Origin of the sequence: Streptomyces sp. NPDC057137, from assembly GCF_042670825.1 — a bacterium.
In the GTDB taxonomy this organism is placed as follows: Bacteria; Actinomycetota; Actinomycetes; order Streptomycetales; family Streptomycetaceae; genus Streptomyces.
In genome coordinates, this window is record NZ_JBHUUW010000112.1 from 1 (window position 1) to 16060 (window position 16060).

Below are 16060 nucleotides of genomic sequence, written 5' to 3' on the forward strand. Positions count from 1 at the left end.
GCGCTCCCGTGACAGGAGCGCGGCCCACCGGCGTCTCTCCACCACCGTTGCCCGGCCGCGTGCGGCCCGCACATACTGACGCTCGGCAATCCGGCACCGTACGGGGGAAGACTCATGACCGAGAGCAGCAGCACCGGCACGGCCGTCGTCGCCCGGCCGGCCGAACCCATGGTCCGGGTGACCGGCCTGCACCGCTCGTACGGCACCGGCGCCGCCGCCGTCCACGCGCTGCGCGGGGTGTCCTTCACCGTGCCGCGCGGGGAGCTGATCGCGCTCAAGGGCCGCTCGGGATCGGGCAAGACGACCCTGCTCAACCTCGTGGGCGGCCTGGACCTCCCGGACGCCGGCGAGATCGTCGTCGACGGTACGGACCTCGCCACACTCGGCGAGAACGGCCTGCTCGCCATGCGCCGCGACCGTATCGGCTTCATCTTCCAGTCCTTCGGACTGCTGCCCATCCTCACCGCCGCCGAGAACGTCGGCGTCCCCCTGCGGCTGCGCAAGGCCGACCCGCGCGAGCGCGAGGAGCGGGTGGCGCTGCTGCTCGCCCTCGTCGGCCTCGGCGACCACGCCGCACAGCGGCCCGGCGAGCTGTCCGGCGGCCAGCAGCAGCGCGTCGCCATCGCCCGCGCCCTCGCGAACCGGCCCGCCCTGCTGATCGCCGACGAGCCCACCGGGCAGCTCGACGCGGAGACCGGGCTCGCCGTGATGGAGCTGCTGCGCGCGGTCGTACGCAGTGAGGGCGTCACCGCGCTCGTGGCCACCCACGACGCGCAGCTCCTCGGCCTCGCCGACCGGGTCATCGAACTCGCCGACGGCCACCTGGTGGAACACGAGCGCGCCCCGCTCGGCTAGGGGGTGTCTTGCCGGGCTCGCGGGGCCGCCGTAGCACCAGGCCCATCAGAATCGTGTCAAGACGGACCCGGCCCCCCACGGGATGTCCGTTTCGGCAGCATCCCTGGCTGTACCTTCGGGCAGGAAGCCGCGAGGGGACGCAGCGGCTCGGTGGGAAGACAATGGGGCCATGGGACGCGGCAAGCTACGGATCTACCTGGGCGCGGCACCGGGCGTCGGCAAGACGTACGCGATGCTCTCCGAGGCGCACCGGCGCGTCGAGCGCGGCACCGACTGCGTCGTGGCATTCGTCGAGCACCACAACCGGCCCCGCACCGAGGTCATGCTCAAGGGCCTCGAACAGATCCACCGCCGCGAGCTGCCGCACCGCGGCACCGTCTTCACCGAGATGGACGTGGACGCGGTCATCGAGCGTCGCCCCGCCGTCGCACTGGTGGACGAACTCGCCCACACGAATGTCCCGGGCTCCCGCAACTCCAAACGCTGGCAGGACGTCGAGGAACTGCTCCAGGCGGGCATCGACGTCGTCTCGACCGTCAACATCCAGCACCTGGAATCACTCGGCGATGTCGTCGAGTCGATAACGGGAGTACGGCAGCGCGAAACCGTCCCCGACGAGATGGTCAGACGGGCCGACCAGATCGAGCTTGTCGACATGTCGCCCCAGGCCCTGCGCCGCCGCATGGCGCACGGCAACATCTACCAGCCGGACAAGGTCAACGCCGCGCTCTCCCACTACTTCCGCCCCGGCAACCTCACCGCCCTGCGCGAACTCGCGCTGCTCTGGACCGCCGACCGGGTCGACGAATACCTCCAGCAGTACCGCGGTGAGCACAACATCCGCTCGACCTGGCAGGCCCGCGAGCGCATCGTCGTCGGCCTCACCGGCGGGCCCGAGGGCCGTACGCTCATCCGCCGGGCCGCCCGCATGGCCGCCAAGGGCTCCGGCAGCGAGATCCTCGCCGTCTACATCGCCCGCAGCGACGGCCTCACCTCCGCGTCGCCCAAGGAACTGACCCTCCAACGCACCCTGGTCGAAGACCTCGGCGGCACCTTCCACCACGTGATCGGGGACGACGTGCCCTCGGCTCTGCTGGAGTTCGCGCGCGGCGTCAACGCCACCCAGATCGTGCTCGGCTCCAGCCGCCGCAAGGCCTGGCAGTACGTCTTCGGGCCCGGCGTCGGCGCCACCGTCGCCCGCGAGTCGGGACCCGACCTGGACGTCCACATCGTGACCCACGAAGAGGTCGCCAAGGGCCGCGGCCTGCCCGTCGCCCACGGCGCCCGCCTCGGCCGCTCCCGGATCGTCTCCGGCTGGCTGGCCGGCGTCGTCGCCCCCGTCCTGCTGACGCTGCTGCTCACCGCCCTGGACGACACCCTGGGCCTGGCCAACGACGTCCTGCTCTTCCTCTTCCTGACCGTGCTCGCCGCCCTCCTCGGCGGACTGCGCCCGGCGCTTGCGTCGGCCGCCGTCGGCTCCCTCCTGCTGAACTTCTACTTCACCCCACCGACCCACAACCTCACCATCCAGGACCCCAGGAACCTCGTCGCCATCGTGATCTTCTTCGCGGTGGCCGTCGCCGTCGCGTCCGTGGTCGACCTCGCGGCCCGCCGCACCCATCAGGCCGCCAGACTCCGGGCCGAGTCCGAGATTCTGTCCTTCCTGGCCGGCAGCGTGCTGCGCGGCGAGACCACCCTGGACGCCCTGCTGGAACGCGTACGCGAGACGTTCTCCATGGAGTCCGTGGCGCTGCTGGAACGCACCAGCGACGTCGACCCGTGGACCCGCGCGGGCAGCGTCGGACCCAAGCCCGTGGACCGCCCCGACGCCGCCGACGTCGACATGCCCGTCGGCGACCACATGGCGCTCGCGCTCTCCGGCCGGGTACTGCCCGCCGAGGACCGCCGGGTGCTCTCCGCCTTCGCGGCCCAGGCCGCCGTCGTACTGGACCGCCAGCGCCTGGTGGGCGAGGCCGAGGGCGCCCGCAGGCTCGCGGAGGGCAACCGGATACGTACGGCCCTGCTCGCCGCCGTCAGCCACGACCTGCGCACCCCGCTCGCCGCCATCAAGGCCGCCGTCACCTCGCTCCGCTCCGACGACGTCGAATGGTCCGAGGAGGACCACGCCGAACTTCTCGAAGGCATCGAGAACGGCGCCGACCGCCTCGACCACCTCGTGGGCAACCTCCTCGACATGTCACGGCTCCAGACCGGCACCGTCACCCCGCTGATCCGCGAGATCGACCTGGACGAGGTCGTCCCCATGGCGCTCGGCGGCGTCCCCGAGGACAGCGTCGACCTGGACATCCCCGAGTCGCTGCCGATGGTCGCCGTCGACCCCGGCCTGCTGGAGCGCGCCGTGGCCAACATCGTCGAGAACGCCGTCAAGTACAGCCCCGGCGGCACCCGAGTCAACGTCTCCGCCAGCTCCCTCGGCGCCCGCGTGCAGGTGCGCGTCGTGGACCGCGGCCCCGGCGTCCCCGACGAGGCCAAGGAACGCATCTTCGAGCCCTTCCAGCGCCACGGGGACGCACCGCGCGGGGCGGGCGTGGGCCTCGGCCTCGCCGTCGCCCGCGGCTTCGCGGACGCCATGGACGGCACCCTCACCGCCGAGGACACCCCCGGTGGCGGACTCACCATGGTCCTCGATCTCACGGCCGTACCGGGCCTCGCGCCGGCCGGCCCCGAACTACCCGCCCACGTCACCTCATGACCGGCGGCACAGCAGAAAGGCAGGCCACCATGGCGCCTCCCGCCGGGGGAGACTCCCGAGGGCCCGTGAGGGTGCTCGTGGTCGACGACGAGCCGCAGATCGTGCGCGCCCTCGTGATCAACCTGAAGGCCCGCAAGTACGAGGTCGACGCCGCCGCCGACGGCGCCAGCGCCCTGGAACTCGCCGCCGCCCGCCACCCGGACGTCGTCGTGCTCGACCTCGGCCTGCCCGACATGGACGGTGTGGAGGTCATCAAGGGCCTGCGCGGCTGGACCCGCGTACCGATCCTGGTGCTCTCCGCGCGCCAGACCTCCGACGAGAAGGTCGAGGCGCTGGACGCCGGCGCCGACGACTACGTCACCAAACCCTTCGGCATGGACGAACTCCTCGCCCGGCTCCGCGCCGCCGTCCGCCGCGCCGAGCCCGTCGGCTCCGGCGACGACGGCGGCGTCGCGATGGTCGAGACGGAGGGCTTCACCGTCGACCTCGTGGCCAAGAAGGTGCACCGGGAGGGCCGCGACGTACGGCTCACCCCGACCGAGTGGCACCTGCTGGAGGTCCTCGTACGCAACACCGGCCGCCTCGTCAGCCAGAAACAGCTCCTCCAGGAGGTCTGGGGGCCCTCCTACGGCACGGAGACCAACTATCTGCGGGTCTACATGGCCCAGCTCCGCCGCAAGCTGGAGGCGGATCCCTCGCACCCCAGGCACTTCGTCACCGAGCCCGGCATGGGCTACCGGTTCGACCGATGATCCGGGGCCCGCGGACCCCGGTACGCTTCTGTCATGAGTGCTGAGAAGCCGACCGGCCGCTTCCGCCGGATGCTCGACCGGCTGTCCAGCTCCCAGGAGGACCTGGAGTCCGAGGAGCTGCGTGAGGACGCGCAGGCTTCGGGCTGCACGCGCATCAGCGACTGCGGCGACCGCCAGATAGTGAAGGTGACTGGTACGTTGCGGACGGTCACTTTGCGTCCGCGGGCCGGCGTGCCCGCGCTGGAGGCGGAGCTGTTCGACGGCACCGCGCCGCTGGACGTGGTGTGGCTGGGACGGCGCTCGATAGCCGGCATAGAGCCGGGCCGAAAGCTCATCGCATCCGGCCGGATCTCCATGAGCCACGGCCGCAGGGTGCTGTTCAACCCCAAATACGAACTCCGACCGCTCGGACAGGAGTAGCCGGTGACGTCAATCGACAAGCCAGCCGCGACGACAGACCCCAACGCGCCCGAGGGCGCCGACCCGCAGACCGCTGCCGCCGAGGCCAAGGCCGTGACCGAGGCCGCGCTGTTCGAGGCGTTCGGCGGCGTGCGCGGGATGGTGGAGACGGTCGTCCCCGGCCTGCTCTTCGTCACGATCTTCACGATCAACAAGGACCTGCACGTCTCGGCGATCGCCGCGCTCGCGGTCTCGCTGCTCCTGGTCGCGGTCCGGCTGATCCGCCGCGACACCGTGAAGCACGCCTTCAGCGGCGTCTTCGGGGTCGCCTTCGGCGTGGTCTTCGCGATGATGACCGGCAACGCGAAGGACTTCTACCTGCCGGGCATGCTGTACACGCTGGGCCTGGCCCTCGCGTACATCGGGACCAGCGTGGCCGGGGTGCCGCTGATGGGGCTGATCCTGGGGCCGGTCTTCAAGGAGAACCTGTCCTGGCGTACGCGGAACCCGGGGCGCAAGTCGGCGTACACGAAGGCGAGTTACGCGTGGGGGTTCATCCTCCTCGCGAAGTGCGCGATCCTCTTCCCGCTGTACTGGTGGGCGGACACGGCGCAGCTGGGCTGGGTGCTGGTGTCCCTGAAGATCCCGCCGTTCCTGCTGGCGGTGTACCTGACGTGGGTGTTCCTGGCGAAGGCGCCGGCGCCGATTGACGTCTTCGCTGAGATGGAGGCGGAGGAAGAGGCGGAGCGCGCTTCGCGGGAGCAGCGGTAGTCCGGTTGCGGTTGTCGGCTGACGGGCGGGGTGCGGGGTCTCCGGAGGGGTATGTCCGGACGGCATGATTTACGGCGCGTGCATGGCTCGTTGGCCCCGAGGGAACCGGGTTTCTCACGCGCCACAAATCAGCCTGAGTGTCCGAACACACCCCTCCTGCGACCCCGCCCCCCTCTCGCCGTCACGTGGCGCTGTTCAACCCCCACTCCCGCCCGCAGGTTGGAAGGGGGACGCGCAGGGGTCGTGGCCGGACACTCAGGCTGATTTGTGCCGCGTGAAAATGCTGGTTCCCTCGGTCCAACGAGCGTTGCACGCGGCGTAAATCATGCCGTCCGGGCATGACCCCGGAGCGGCACCCGGCCACCGGCCGCAACCCACCCAGCCCGTCCGGCGCTTGAGGACAACGACCACCGGGCGGCACCGGCAAACGAAACCCCGCAACCGCACAGCGCAGCGTTACGCGTCCTCCCGGCGGACCGACAGCAGGTCCTCCAGTTGTTCCTCGCGCGCCTGCGCCGCCACGAAGAGCAGTTCGTCGCCCGCCTCCAGCGTCTCCTCCGCGTGCGGCGTCAGCACCCGTGAGCCGCGGATGATCGTCACCAGCGACGTGTCCTCCGGCCAGATCACGTCCCCGACCTGCGTCCCCGTCACCGCCGACTCCGGCGGCAGCGTCAGCTCCACGAGATTCGCGTCGCCGTGGCTGAAGCGCAGCAGCCGTACGAGATCGCCGACGCTCACCGCCTCTTCCACCAGCGCCGACATCAGCCGCGGCGTCGACACCGCGACGTCCACGCCCCACGACTCGTTGAACAGCCACTCGTTCTTCGGGTTGTTGACGCGGGCGACCACCCTCGGTACGCCGTACTCCGTCTTGGCCAGCAGCGAGACGACCAGGTTGACCTTGTCGTCGCCGGTCGCCGCGATCACGACGTTGCAGCGCTGCAGCGCTGCCTCGTCGAGCGAGGTGATCTCGCACGCGTCGGCCAGCAGCCATTCGGCCATCGGGACCCGCTCGACCGAGATGGCGGTGGGCGCCTTGTCGATCAGCAGGACCTCGTGGCCGTTCTCCAGCAGCTCGCCCGCGATGGAACGACCCACCGCGCCTGCTCCGGCAATCGCGACGCGCATCAGTGACCGCCCTCCTCAGGGCCCTCGGCGAAAGCCGCCTCGACCTTCTGGATCTCGTCCGTACGCATCATCACGTGGACGAGGTCGCCCTCCTGGAGCACCGTCTGCGACGTGGGCAGCATCGCCTCGCCGAGCCGGGTGAGGAACGCGACGCGTACCCCCGTCTCCTCCTGGAGCGTGCTGATCTTGTGGCCGATCCAGGCGGCCGACGTGTGGACCTCGGCGAGCTGTACGCCGCCGCTCGGGTCGCGCCACAGCGGCTCCGCGCCGGACGGCAGCAGCCGCCGGAGCATCTGGTCGGCGGTCCAGCGGACGGTCGCCACGGTCGGGATGCCGAGCCGTTGGTAGACCTCGGCGCGCCGGGGGTCGTAGATGCGCGCGGCCACGTTCTCGATGCCGAACATCTCGCGGGCCACCCGGGCGGCGATGATGTTCGAGTTGTCCCCGCTGCTGACCGCGGCGAACGCGCCCGCGTCCTCGATGCCCGCGTCGCGCAGGGTGTCCTGGTCGAAGCCGACGCCGTTGACGCGCCGCCCGCCGAAGCCGGAGCCGAGCCGGCGGAACGCCGTGGGGTCCTGGTCGATGACCGCGACCGTGTGCCCCTGCCGCTCCAGGCTGGTCGCGAGCGCGGCTCCCACTCGGCCGCAGCCCATGATGACGATGTGCACGTCCTCTTTACCCCGCAGTCCTGTTCGCCGAGCTGACCTGCGTAAACACCTGGTTCATTCTTTCTTCTCCGTGCGCCGGGCCACGGACGGGACAACCGTACGGGGCGCCGCCCGGGACTGAGCTTATGCGTCCGCGCCCGCCGTGCCGTCACCCGTGTCGGGGAGACGCCGGGGAGGCGTCGGGGGAGACCCTGAGACGACCCCGAGTTCCCCTCAGTCAACCCTGATATGTGTCAGGTTTCTTTGACAGGTGCGGACGACTACTGTCAGCTTTCTCTGACAGGTGCTGACGAAGGGCGCGGCGATGCAAGAGGTCCCCACCGGCGACGAGCTGCTGAAAGTGCTCGGCGCGCTCGGCAATCCGCACCGGATGCGGATCGTCGGCGCGCTCCTGGAAGGCCGGAACTACGTCAGCAGGCTCGCCCGCGAACTCGGCATCGGCCGCCCGCTGCTGCACATGCATCTCCAGCGGCTGGAGGCGGCCGGGCTCGTCGTCGGCACGCTGGAGCTGTCCGAGAGCGGCAAGTCGATGAAGTTCTTCGAGCTGACGCCGTTCTGTTTCGCCCTGACCCCGCAGTCCGTCGCGACGGCGGCGCTGACGCTCACCGAAGAAGAGAGAACGACGATGAAGGAGTCCGCGAAATGAATGATTCGGGCTGGACGGACCTGGCGGGAGCCATCGGCGCCGGCGGTGTCTTCCTGTTCCTCATCGTGGTCGTCTGGCAGATAGCGGCGACCTGGCGCGCACGCATGCTGGCCGCGCGCGAGGATCAGTACAAGCAGCTTGCCGTGAAGTACGCGCAACTGCTGGAGGACAACGTCGAGTTGCACCGCCGCACGCTCGACGAGCTGATGCAGGCCCGTGGTTCCATCGCGTCGATGGAGAAGATGATGCGCGAGATCGAGTAGCGGCGCCGCCAAGTGAAGTCGTACGGCCGGGAGTTCCCGCTCCCGGCCGTACTCATGGAGATCCATCACTCAGGGCACCAACCCCGCGCGCCACGGCAGGTCGGCAAACCGGCGGGTGTGGTGCTCGCCGCGACCTTCGCCGTCTTCGCGGCGCTGCCGCTGGTGACGATGGCGCAGATGGGCGTGATCGTCGGCATCGGCGTCCTGCTGGACACCTTCCTGGTCCGTACGGTGCTGGTGCCCGCGCTCGCGCTGGATCTGGGGCGCCGGTTCTGGTGGCCGGGGCGGCTCGCGGGTGGGGGGCGGACCGGACGCCCGGCGGAGGGGAGCACTGAGGGGAGCGACAACAGGGGCGTCGGCGGGCGCGCGCCGGAGCGTGTCTGGCGCCGTAACGGAGTCCCGGCGTCGCCGACTGTGACACAGGAGGGGCGCCGGGCCCCCGGGCCCGGCCCCGGGCGGGGTGGTGCTTCGTACGGCGCCCGCCGGACCGCTTACGATCCTCATCGTGCCGAAACTGACCGACGTGCCCAAACGGATCCTGATCGGCAGGGCGCTGCGTAGCGACAGGCTGGGAGAAACGCTCCTTCCCAAACGCATCGCACTGCCCGTCTTCGCTTCCGACCCGCTTTCCTCGGTGGCCTACGCGCCGGGGGAAGTCCTCCTGGTGCTCTCCATCGCGGGCGCGTCGGCGTACCACTTCAGCCCGTGGATCGCACTGGCCGTCGTGGTCCTGATGTTCACCGTCGTCGCCTCCTACCGGCAGAACGTGCACGCCTACCCCAGCGGCGGCGGCGACTACGAGGTCGCCAACACCAACCTCGGCCGCAAGGCCGGTCTGACCGTCGCGAGCGCGCTGCTCGTCGACTACGTCCTCACCGTGGCCGTGTCGATCTCCTCCGGCGTGGAGAACCTCGGCTCGGCGATCCCCTTCGTCATCGAGAACAAGGTCCTGTGCGCGATCGGGATAATCGTCATCCTGACGCTGATGAATCTGCGCGGCGTACGGGAGTCGGGCAAGCTCTTCGCCATTCCGACGTACGTCTTCGTCGCCGGCGTCTTCATCATGATCGCGTGGGGCGCCTACCGCGGTTTCGTCCGCAACGACACCATGGACGCGCCGACGGCCCACTTCGAGATCAAGGCGGAGGAGGGCGGTCTGGCCGGCTTCGCGCTGGTCTTCCTGCTGCTGCGCGCGTTCTCCTCCGGCTGCGCCGCGCTCACCGGCGTCGAGGCCATCAGCAACGGCGTCCCCGCCTTCCGTAAGCCCAAGAGCAAGAACGCGGCGACGACGCTGGCGCTGATGGGCACGCTGGCCGTCACCATGTTCTGCGGCATCATCGGCCTGGCGATGGCCACCGATGTGAAGATGGCCGAGTTCCCGGGCAAGGACCTGCTCCGCGACGGTGTGCCGGTCGGTGAGGGCTACGTCCAGAACCCGGTCATCTCGCAGGTCGCCGCCGCCGTCTTCGGACAGGACACCTTCTTCTTCGTCCTGCTCGCCGCGGCGACCGCGCTCGTGCTGTTCCTGGCCGCCAACACCGCGTACAACGGCTTCCCGCTGCTCGGCTCGATCCTCGCGCAGGACCGCTACCTGCCGCGCCAGCTCCACACCCGCGGCGACCGCCTCGCCTTCTCCAACGGCATCGTGCTGCTGGCCGGCGCCGCGATCCTGCTGGTGTGGGTGTACGGGGCGGACTCGACCAAGCTGATCCAGCTCTACATCGTCGGCGTCTTCGTCTCCTTCACCCTCAGTCAGACCGGCATGGTCCGGCACTGGAACCGCCACCTGCGGACGGAGCGCGACAAGGCCAAGCGCCGCCACATGATCCGCTCGCGCGCGATCAACACCTTCGGCGCCTTCTTCACCGGGCTCGTCCTGATCGTCGTACTGGCCACCAAGTTCACGCACGGGGCGTGGGTCGCCCTGCTCGGCATGGTGATCTTCTACGGGACGATGTCCGCGATCCGCCGGCACTACGACCACGTGGCGCGGGAGATCGCCGCCGCCGAGGGACCGGGCGGCGACGGCGTACGGCCGTCCCGCGTGCACACCATCGTGCTGGTCTCCAAGGTCCACAAGCCGACGCTGCGCGCCCTCGCGTTCGCGAAGCTGACCCGCTCGGACCGGCTGGAGGCACTGAGCATCAACGTCGACCCCGTCGAGACGAAGCAGCTCAAGGACGAGTGGGAGCGGCGCGGCATCAACGTGCCGCTGAAGATCCTCGACTCCCCGTACCGGGAGATCACCCGGCCGGTCATAGAGTACGTACGGGGTCTGCGCACCGAGAATCCGCGCGACGTGATCAGCATCTTCATCCCGGAGTACGTGGTCGGCCACTGGTTCGAGCAGGTGCTGCACAACCAGAGCGCGCTACGGCTCAAGGGGCGGCTGCTCTTCACGCCGGGCGTGATGGTGACCTCGGTGCCGTACCAGCTGGAGTCCTCCGAGGTCGCGAAGAAGCGCGCGAGGCGACGGGCGGACTGGACAGCGCCGGGCTCGGTGCGGCGGGGGCCGGTGGACACGCGGCCGAAGAAGGAGCCGACGGAGAAGCCCTGACGGATTCGGTGTGGCGATGACGGGTGCCGCCCGCACGTAGACTGACTGGCTGCCGTCCCGCCCCGCCCATCGTTTTGGAGCCCCGCCCCTCATGCAGACAGAACCGCAGCCTTCAGAGCAGCTTCCGGAGCAGGCTCCGGAAGGGGCTTCAGAGGCGACTCCCGAGGGGACTCCTGAGCGGGCTTCGCTGGTCGGGGACGAGTACGAGGTCGAGGTCGGCCCCGTCGCGCACGGCGGCCACTGCATCGCCCGCACCGACGAGGGCCGGGTGCTCTTCGTACGCCACGCGCTGCCCGGCGAGAAGATCATCGCGCGCGTGACGGACGGCGACGAGGGCTCGCGCTATCTGCGCGCCGACGCGGTCACGATCCTGGACGCCTCCAAGGAACGCGTCGAGGCCCCCTGCCCGTACGCGGGCCCCGGCATGTGCGGCGGCTGCGACTGGCAGCACGCCAAGCCCGGCGCGCAGCGCCGCCTCAAGGGCGACGTCATCACCGAGCAGCTCCAGCGACTGGCCGGGCTCACCCCGGAGGAGGCGGGCTGGGACGGCACGGTCATGCCCGCGCCCGGCGACAAGCTGCCCGCCGGTGAGGTGCCCCAGTGGCGTACACGCGTGCAGTACGCCGTCGACGCCGACGGCCGCGCCGGGCTGCGCAAGCACCGCTCGCACGAGGTCCAGCCCGTCGACCACTGCATGATCGCCTCCGAGGGCGTCAGCGAACTCGGCGTCGAGAAGCGCGAATGGCCCCAGATGGCCTCGGTCGAGGCGATCGCGGCCTCCGGCTCGGGCGACCGCCAGGTGATCCTCGCCCCCCTCAAGGGTGGCCGGCTCCCGCTGGTCGAGCTGGACAAGCCGGTGTCCGTCCTGCGCGTGGAGGAGCACGACGGGGGAGTGCACCGGGTCCACGGCCGCGCCTTCGTCCGCGAACGCGCCGACGACCGCACCTGGCGCATCGGCATGGGCGGCTTCTGGCAGGTCCACCCGAAGGCCCCCGAGGTGCTGGTGGAGGCCGTGATGCAGGGCCTGATGCCCCGCAAGGGCGAGACGGCGCTCGACCTCTACTGCGGGGTGGGCCTGTTCGCGGGAGCGATCGCCCAACGCGTCGGCGAGACGGGCGCGGTGCTCGGCATCGAATCCGGCAGGCGCGCGGCGGAGGACGCCCAGTACAACCTCCAGGACCTGCCCCGGGTCCGCATCGAACACGGCAAGGTCGACACGATCCTGCCCCGCACCCAGATCACCGAGACGGACCTGATCGTCCTGGACCCCCCACGCGCGGGCGCCGGCAAACAGGTCGTCAACCACCTCGCGGGCCTGGGCGCCCGCCGCATCGCCTACGTGGCATGCGACCCGGCGGCACTGGCCCGCGACCTGGCGTACTTCCGCGAGGCGGGCTACAAGCCGCGCACGCTGCGGGCGTTCGACCTGTTCCCGATGACGCACCATGTGGAGTGCGTGGCGATCCTTGAGCCGGTGAAGAAGGACGACGCCTGACCTCGTCTCCGGTGAGCTAGGTGTGCTGTCTCGTGAGGGTGGGGCCGCTAGGCGGAATTGGTGGCGTTGGTCGGCAGAGGCTGCTGATAGAGCGCCACCAACACGCCGTGCACGGGCTGGTCCTCCGCGTTTTCCTCGGCCTCGTCGACCAGTTGGGCGAGGGCTTCGCCGAGTTCTCTCGCCTTCGCGGGGCTGAGACGCAGGTGGCGCAGCGTCAGATGGGTCTCAGTGGGAGAGAGGTCCAGTTCCTGGGCGACCGCGGCGAGCATCGCGGCGGTGCCTGCCGCTTGAGGCTCGGCGACGACCATGCGGCGGGCCGTGCGCTGGTAGTACTGCTCGGTGCCGCCGCGGACCTGGCGGGTCTCGGCGACGTGCACCAGTCCTGCTTCGCGGAGCACTTTGAGGTGGTGGGCCACGTTGCCCTTCTTCGCGTCGAGTTGCGCCGCGAGCTGCCTGATGGTGGCGGGCCGGTGGCCCAGGGCGAAGAGCAGCCGCTGGCGCAACGGGTGGGCGAGCGCCGCGAATTGGTCAGGCGCGCTGATCTCCAGGACATCTTCAGGAGGTGCCGGGTGGGAAGGCTGATCACGCATATCGAAAGTGTCTAAAGTCTTTGACGCTTTCGCAAGGGTGGTGCTCTACTCCCTGCCATGACGACTCCGACGAAGCTTCAACCTGCCCCTGTCATCGACGAGACAGCCCGGCTGCTGACCGAGCACTACGTTTTCCCCGAGATAGCCGAGCAGCTCGTCGGCCTGCTGCGACGACGCCTCGCCGAGGGCGCGTACGACGTCGACGGCGCCGAGGAGCTCGCCCGTCTGGTCACCGCGGACCTGCAGTCCGTCAACGGCGACCGGCACCTGAGGCTCAAGCACCACGTCGACCCGGTGTCCCCGAAGGAGGGCGCGGCCACCTTGGACGCCATGCGCCGGGACTTCGACACCTCGCTGGGCGGAGCGCCCCGGGTGGAGTTGCTCGGCGGAGGGGGCGCCGTGGTGGAGCTGGCCCCGATGCTGTTTCCGCTGGAGTGGGCCGCCGAACCGCTGAGCGCCGCGCTCACCCTGGCCTCCCGCGCTCAGGCGCTGATCGTGGACCTTCGCGCCAACCGGGGCGGCGACCCGGACACGGTCGCCTTCGTCTGCAGTTACCTACTGGACGAGCGCACCCACCTCAACACCATGTACTGGCGCGGCGGCGAGCGCCGCGAGCAGTCCTGGAGCCTGCCGCACGTACCCGGCGCGGGCTTCGGTGGCAGCAAGCCGTTGTACGTGCTGTCCAGTGACAGCACCTTCTCCGCCGCCGAGGAGCTGGCGTACGACCTCCAGCAGCTCGGCCGCGCCGTTGTCGTCGGCGAGCGCACCCGCGGCGGCGCACATCCGTGCAAGGGCTGGACCGTGCACCCGCACCTGGAAGCCACCGTCCCCTTCGGCCGCGCCGTCAATCCCGTCTCCGGCACGAACTGGGAGGGCACCGGTGTGCGGCCGGACGTCCCTTGCGCCGCTGCTGATTCCCTCGACCGGGCCCACGCGCTGGCCCTCGCCCGACTGGCCGGCTGACCCACTCCGGCAGCCGACGCAGTTCGCAGGTCTCACGGTCGAAGACCGGTACCGCGCCCTGCTCGGCGCGGTCCTCGCGGCTTCAGGGCCGTGGGGCGTCCGGTTGTGCGGCTGGTGCCGGATGGTGCGGGGATCGGGACCAGCCGGCCAGCAGCTTCAGGCGTTCCGCGGAGGGGGACCCGGGTTCGGCGGTGGAGACGCCCAGGGTCTGCTCGGGGTCGTCGGCGGGAGAGAAGGCCTCGTAGCCCAGGACGAGGTCGCCGACGACGGGATGGTGGAAGCGCTTGGTGCCGTGGGTGCGCCGGAACACGTCGTGGCCGGCCCACCAGTGGCGGAAGTCCGCGTCCTGGACGGAGAGTTCGCCGACGAGTTCGGCCAGGGCGGGGTCGTGCGGGCGACGTCCCGCGTACAGACGAAGTGACGCGACGATGCCGCGGGCGGCGTCCTCCCAATCGGCGTACAGGCTCCGGAAGTGGTCGTCGAGGAAGACCAGGCGGGCCATGTTGCGACTGCGGGCGGGCAGGGCCTCGAAGTCCGTGTACAGGGCGCGGGCGAGGTGGTTGGCGGCCAGGACGTCCATGCGGCGGCCGTAGACGAGGGCGGGGACGTCGGTGAGGCTGTCGAGCAGCAGTCGCAGACCGGGGCGGACGCGCTGCGGGGACAGCGGGCGAGGCCGGGTGGTGCGGGCCGGTTTGGCGATCCGGAACAGGTGGGCGCGCTCCAGATCGTTGAGACGCAGGGCGCGGGCGATCGCGTCCAGGACGGACGCGGAGACGTTGAGATGGCGTCCGCGCTCCAGACGGATGTAGTAGTCGACGCTGACGCCGGCGAGCTGGGCGACCTCCTCGCGCCGTAGGCCCGGAACGCGGCGGGTGCCGGGCTGGGGTGCCAGGCCCGCCTCCTCGGGGGTGATCTTCGCGCGGCGCGAGCGGAGGAAGTCCCGCAGCTCGCTGTTCGGTTCCTGGGCCATGCCACCACCGTAGACCGGGGTGACCTGGGGAGTAGCTGCGCCAAAGGGGGTTTGTTGGACCCCCGGTCAGGGCGGGTCTCCCGCCCCGGCCGCGAGCGGTGCTCGTCTGGTGGAAAGCAAGCACGCACCTGGAGGAACCCCTCATGAAGCGCAGGATTCTCGGCGGCACCGGCATGTCGGTGAGCGAGTACGCACTCGGCACGATGATGTTCGGCGCGATGGGCAACACCGACCACGACGAGTCGGTACGCATGATCCACACGGCACTGGACGCCGGGATCAACCTCGTCGACACCGCCGACGTGTACTCCGGCGGCGAGTCGGAGACGATCGTGGGCAAGGCATTGAAGGGCCGCCGCGATGACATCGTCCTGGCCACCAAATTCGGGTTGGCGATGGGCGAGGACCCCAACCGGGGTGGCGGCTCGGCCCGTTGGATCCACCGCGCGGTGGAGGACAGCCTGCGCCGCCTGGACACCGACCACGTCGACCTGTACCAGATGCACCGCCCGGACCCGCACACCGACATCGACGAGACCCTCGGCGTCCTGTCGGACCTGGTCCGGGCCGGGAAGGTCCGTGCCATCGGCGGCTCGTTCTTCTCCCCCGAGGAGATCGTGACGGCCCAGTGGACGGCCGAGCGCCGCGGCCACCACCGTTTCCGCACCGAGCAGCCGCCGTACTCGATCCTCACCCGCGGTGTGGAGAACCGGGTGCTGCCCACCGCCCAGAGCTACGGCATGGGTGTGCTGACCTTCGGCCCGCTCAACTCCGGCTGGCTCTCGGGCCGCGCGGATCCCACCGCCGGGCACCGCAGCGCCGGCGCGGGGGCGAAGATGTTCGATCTCACCCGGCCGGGCGTACAGGCCAAGGCCGACGCCGTACGCGAACTGACCGCTCTGGCCGCCGAGGCCGGCCTGCCGCTGCCTCATCTGGCCACTGCTTTCGTCCGTGCGCATCCGGCGGTCACCGCGGTACTCATCGGCCCGCGCCGCCCCGAACAACTGACCGATCTCCTCGCCGCGGCCGACGTAGAACTCGGCGACGACATCCTCGACCGCATCGACGAGATCGTCCCGCCCGGCGTCGACGTGAATCCGGACGACTTCTACATCGACCCCACCCCGCCGATCACCGACAAACGCCTGCGCCGTCGCTGAGGCCCGCCCACGCCTGCGCCGCACTTGAGGCGGCGGGACAGTGATCGCGATCGTCGCGTACGTGGAGACGTAGCCCCCGGCCCACGAACGGCGCCCCGGATCGTCTTGATCCGGGGCGCCGCTCGTGGGC

The 16060-nt window shown here is 70.4% G+C and carries 15 protein-coding genes and 1 pseudogene; 12 read left to right on the top strand and 4 right to left on the bottom strand.

The window, feature by feature from the left end; translation table 11 throughout:
• Positions 1-114 precede the first annotated feature (114 nt).
• The 5 genes from ACFT9I_RS38870 (at position 115) to ACFT9I_RS38890 (ending at position 5490) form a co-directional block, all read left to right on the top strand.
• Positions 115-855 carry an ABC transporter ATP-binding protein gene (locus ACFT9I_RS38870; protein ID WP_382572352.1) on the top strand — a complete coding sequence of 247 codons (741 nt, stop codon included), beginning with the start codon at positions 115-117 and terminating at the stop codon, positions 853-855.
• Between the two features lie 169 nt (positions 856-1024).
• Positions 1025-3568 (top strand): DUF4118 domain-containing protein, encoded by a 2544-nt coding sequence (locus tag ACFT9I_RS38875; RefSeq protein WP_382572354.1) that lies wholly within the window; start codon positions 1025-1027, stop codon positions 3566-3568.
• Positions 3569-3597: 29 nt separating this feature from the next.
• Entirely contained in the window at positions 3598-4320 is a 723-nt protein-coding gene (locus ACFT9I_RS38880; protein WP_382572356.1) for a response regulator, read from the top strand.
• A gap of 33 nt (positions 4321-4353) precedes the next feature.
• Positions 4354-4740, top strand: coding sequence for an OB-fold nucleic acid binding domain-containing protein (locus tag ACFT9I_RS38885; protein ID WP_189109070.1), 387 nt, complete (start codon positions 4354-4356; stop codon positions 4738-4740).
• A gap of 3 nt (positions 4741-4743) precedes the next feature.
• Positions 4744-5490, top strand: coding sequence for a DUF3159 domain-containing protein (locus ACFT9I_RS38890; RefSeq protein WP_382572358.1), 747 nt, complete (start codon positions 4744-4746; stop codon positions 5488-5490).
• Positions 5491-5946: 456 nt separating this feature from the next.
• Here ACFT9I_RS38890 and ACFT9I_RS38895 read toward each other — a convergent pair whose 3' ends face one another.
• Both ACFT9I_RS38895 and ACFT9I_RS38900 read right to left on the bottom strand, forming a co-directional pair.
• Positions 5947-6618 carry a potassium channel family protein gene (locus tag ACFT9I_RS38895; RefSeq protein ID WP_382572360.1) on the bottom strand — a complete coding sequence of 224 codons (672 nt, stop codon included), beginning with the start codon at positions 6616-6618 and terminating at the stop codon, positions 5947-5949.
• Positions 6618-7286: a TrkA family potassium uptake protein gene (locus ACFT9I_RS38900; RefSeq protein WP_354609040.1), complete on the bottom strand. Its 669-nt coding sequence runs from the start codon at positions 7284-7286 to the stop codon at positions 6618-6620. The genes ACFT9I_RS38895 and ACFT9I_RS38900 overlap by 1 nt, the downstream gene beginning before the upstream one ends.
• Positions 7287-7590: 304 nt before the next feature.
• On the opposite strand from ACFT9I_RS38900, the gene ACFT9I_RS38905 reads away from it, so the two are divergent.
• The 5 genes and pseudogenes from ACFT9I_RS38905 (at position 7591) to ACFT9I_RS38925 (ending at position 12247) form a co-directional block, all read left to right on the top strand.
• On the top strand, positions 7591-7932 hold the full coding sequence (locus tag ACFT9I_RS38905; RefSeq protein WP_382572362.1) for an ArsR/SmtB family transcription factor: 342 nt from the start codon (positions 7591-7593) through the stop codon (positions 7930-7932).
• On the top strand, positions 7929-8195 hold the full coding sequence (locus ACFT9I_RS38910; RefSeq protein ID WP_382572363.1) for a hypothetical protein: 267 nt from the start codon (positions 7929-7931) through the stop codon (positions 8193-8195). The genes ACFT9I_RS38905 and ACFT9I_RS38910 overlap by 4 nt, the downstream gene beginning before the upstream one ends.
• 111 nt (positions 8196-8306) lie before the next feature.
• A pseudogene (locus ACFT9I_RS38915) lies at positions 8307-8576 on the top strand (MMPL family transporter); the annotation flags it as partial.
• Positions 8577-8700: 124 nt separating this feature from the next.
• Positions 8701-10752 carry an APC family permease gene (locus ACFT9I_RS38920; protein WP_382572364.1) on the top strand — a complete coding sequence of 684 codons (2052 nt, stop codon included), beginning with the start codon at positions 8701-8703 and terminating at the stop codon, positions 10750-10752.
• 91 nt (positions 10753-10843) lie between these two features.
• Positions 10844-12247, top strand: coding sequence for a class I SAM-dependent RNA methyltransferase (locus ACFT9I_RS38925; RefSeq protein ID WP_382572366.1), 1404 nt, complete (start codon positions 10844-10846; stop codon positions 12245-12247).
• 47 nt (positions 12248-12294) lie between these two features.
• Here the strand turns inward: ACFT9I_RS38925 and ACFT9I_RS38930 are convergent, their stop codons facing one another.
• Positions 12295-12837, bottom strand: a complete 543-nt coding sequence (locus ACFT9I_RS38930) for an ArsR/SmtB family transcription factor (RefSeq protein WP_382572368.1) — start codon at positions 12835-12837, stop codon at positions 12295-12297.
• Positions 12838-12894: 57 nt separating this feature from the next.
• On the opposite strand from ACFT9I_RS38930, the gene ACFT9I_RS38935 reads away from it, so the two are divergent.
• Positions 12895-13800 (top strand): S41 family peptidase, encoded by a 906-nt coding sequence (locus tag ACFT9I_RS38935; RefSeq protein ID WP_382572370.1) that lies wholly within the window; start codon positions 12895-12897, stop codon positions 13798-13800.
• An 82-nt stretch (positions 13801-13882) separates the two neighbouring features.
• On the opposite strand, the gene ACFT9I_RS38940 is transcribed toward ACFT9I_RS38935, so the two are convergent.
• Positions 13883-14770: a helix-turn-helix domain-containing protein gene (locus ACFT9I_RS38940; RefSeq protein WP_382572372.1), complete on the bottom strand. Its 888-nt coding sequence runs from the start codon at positions 14768-14770 to the stop codon at positions 13883-13885.
• Positions 14771-14913: 143 nt separating this feature from the next.
• Here ACFT9I_RS38940 and ACFT9I_RS38945 point away from each other — a divergent pair, with 143 nt between their 5' ends.
• Complete coding sequence (locus tag ACFT9I_RS38945; RefSeq protein WP_382572374.1) at positions 14914-15930, top strand: aldo/keto reductase; 1017 nt, start codon at positions 14914-14916, stop codon at positions 15928-15930.
• The last annotated feature ends 130 nt before the right edge of the window (positions 15931-16060 follow it).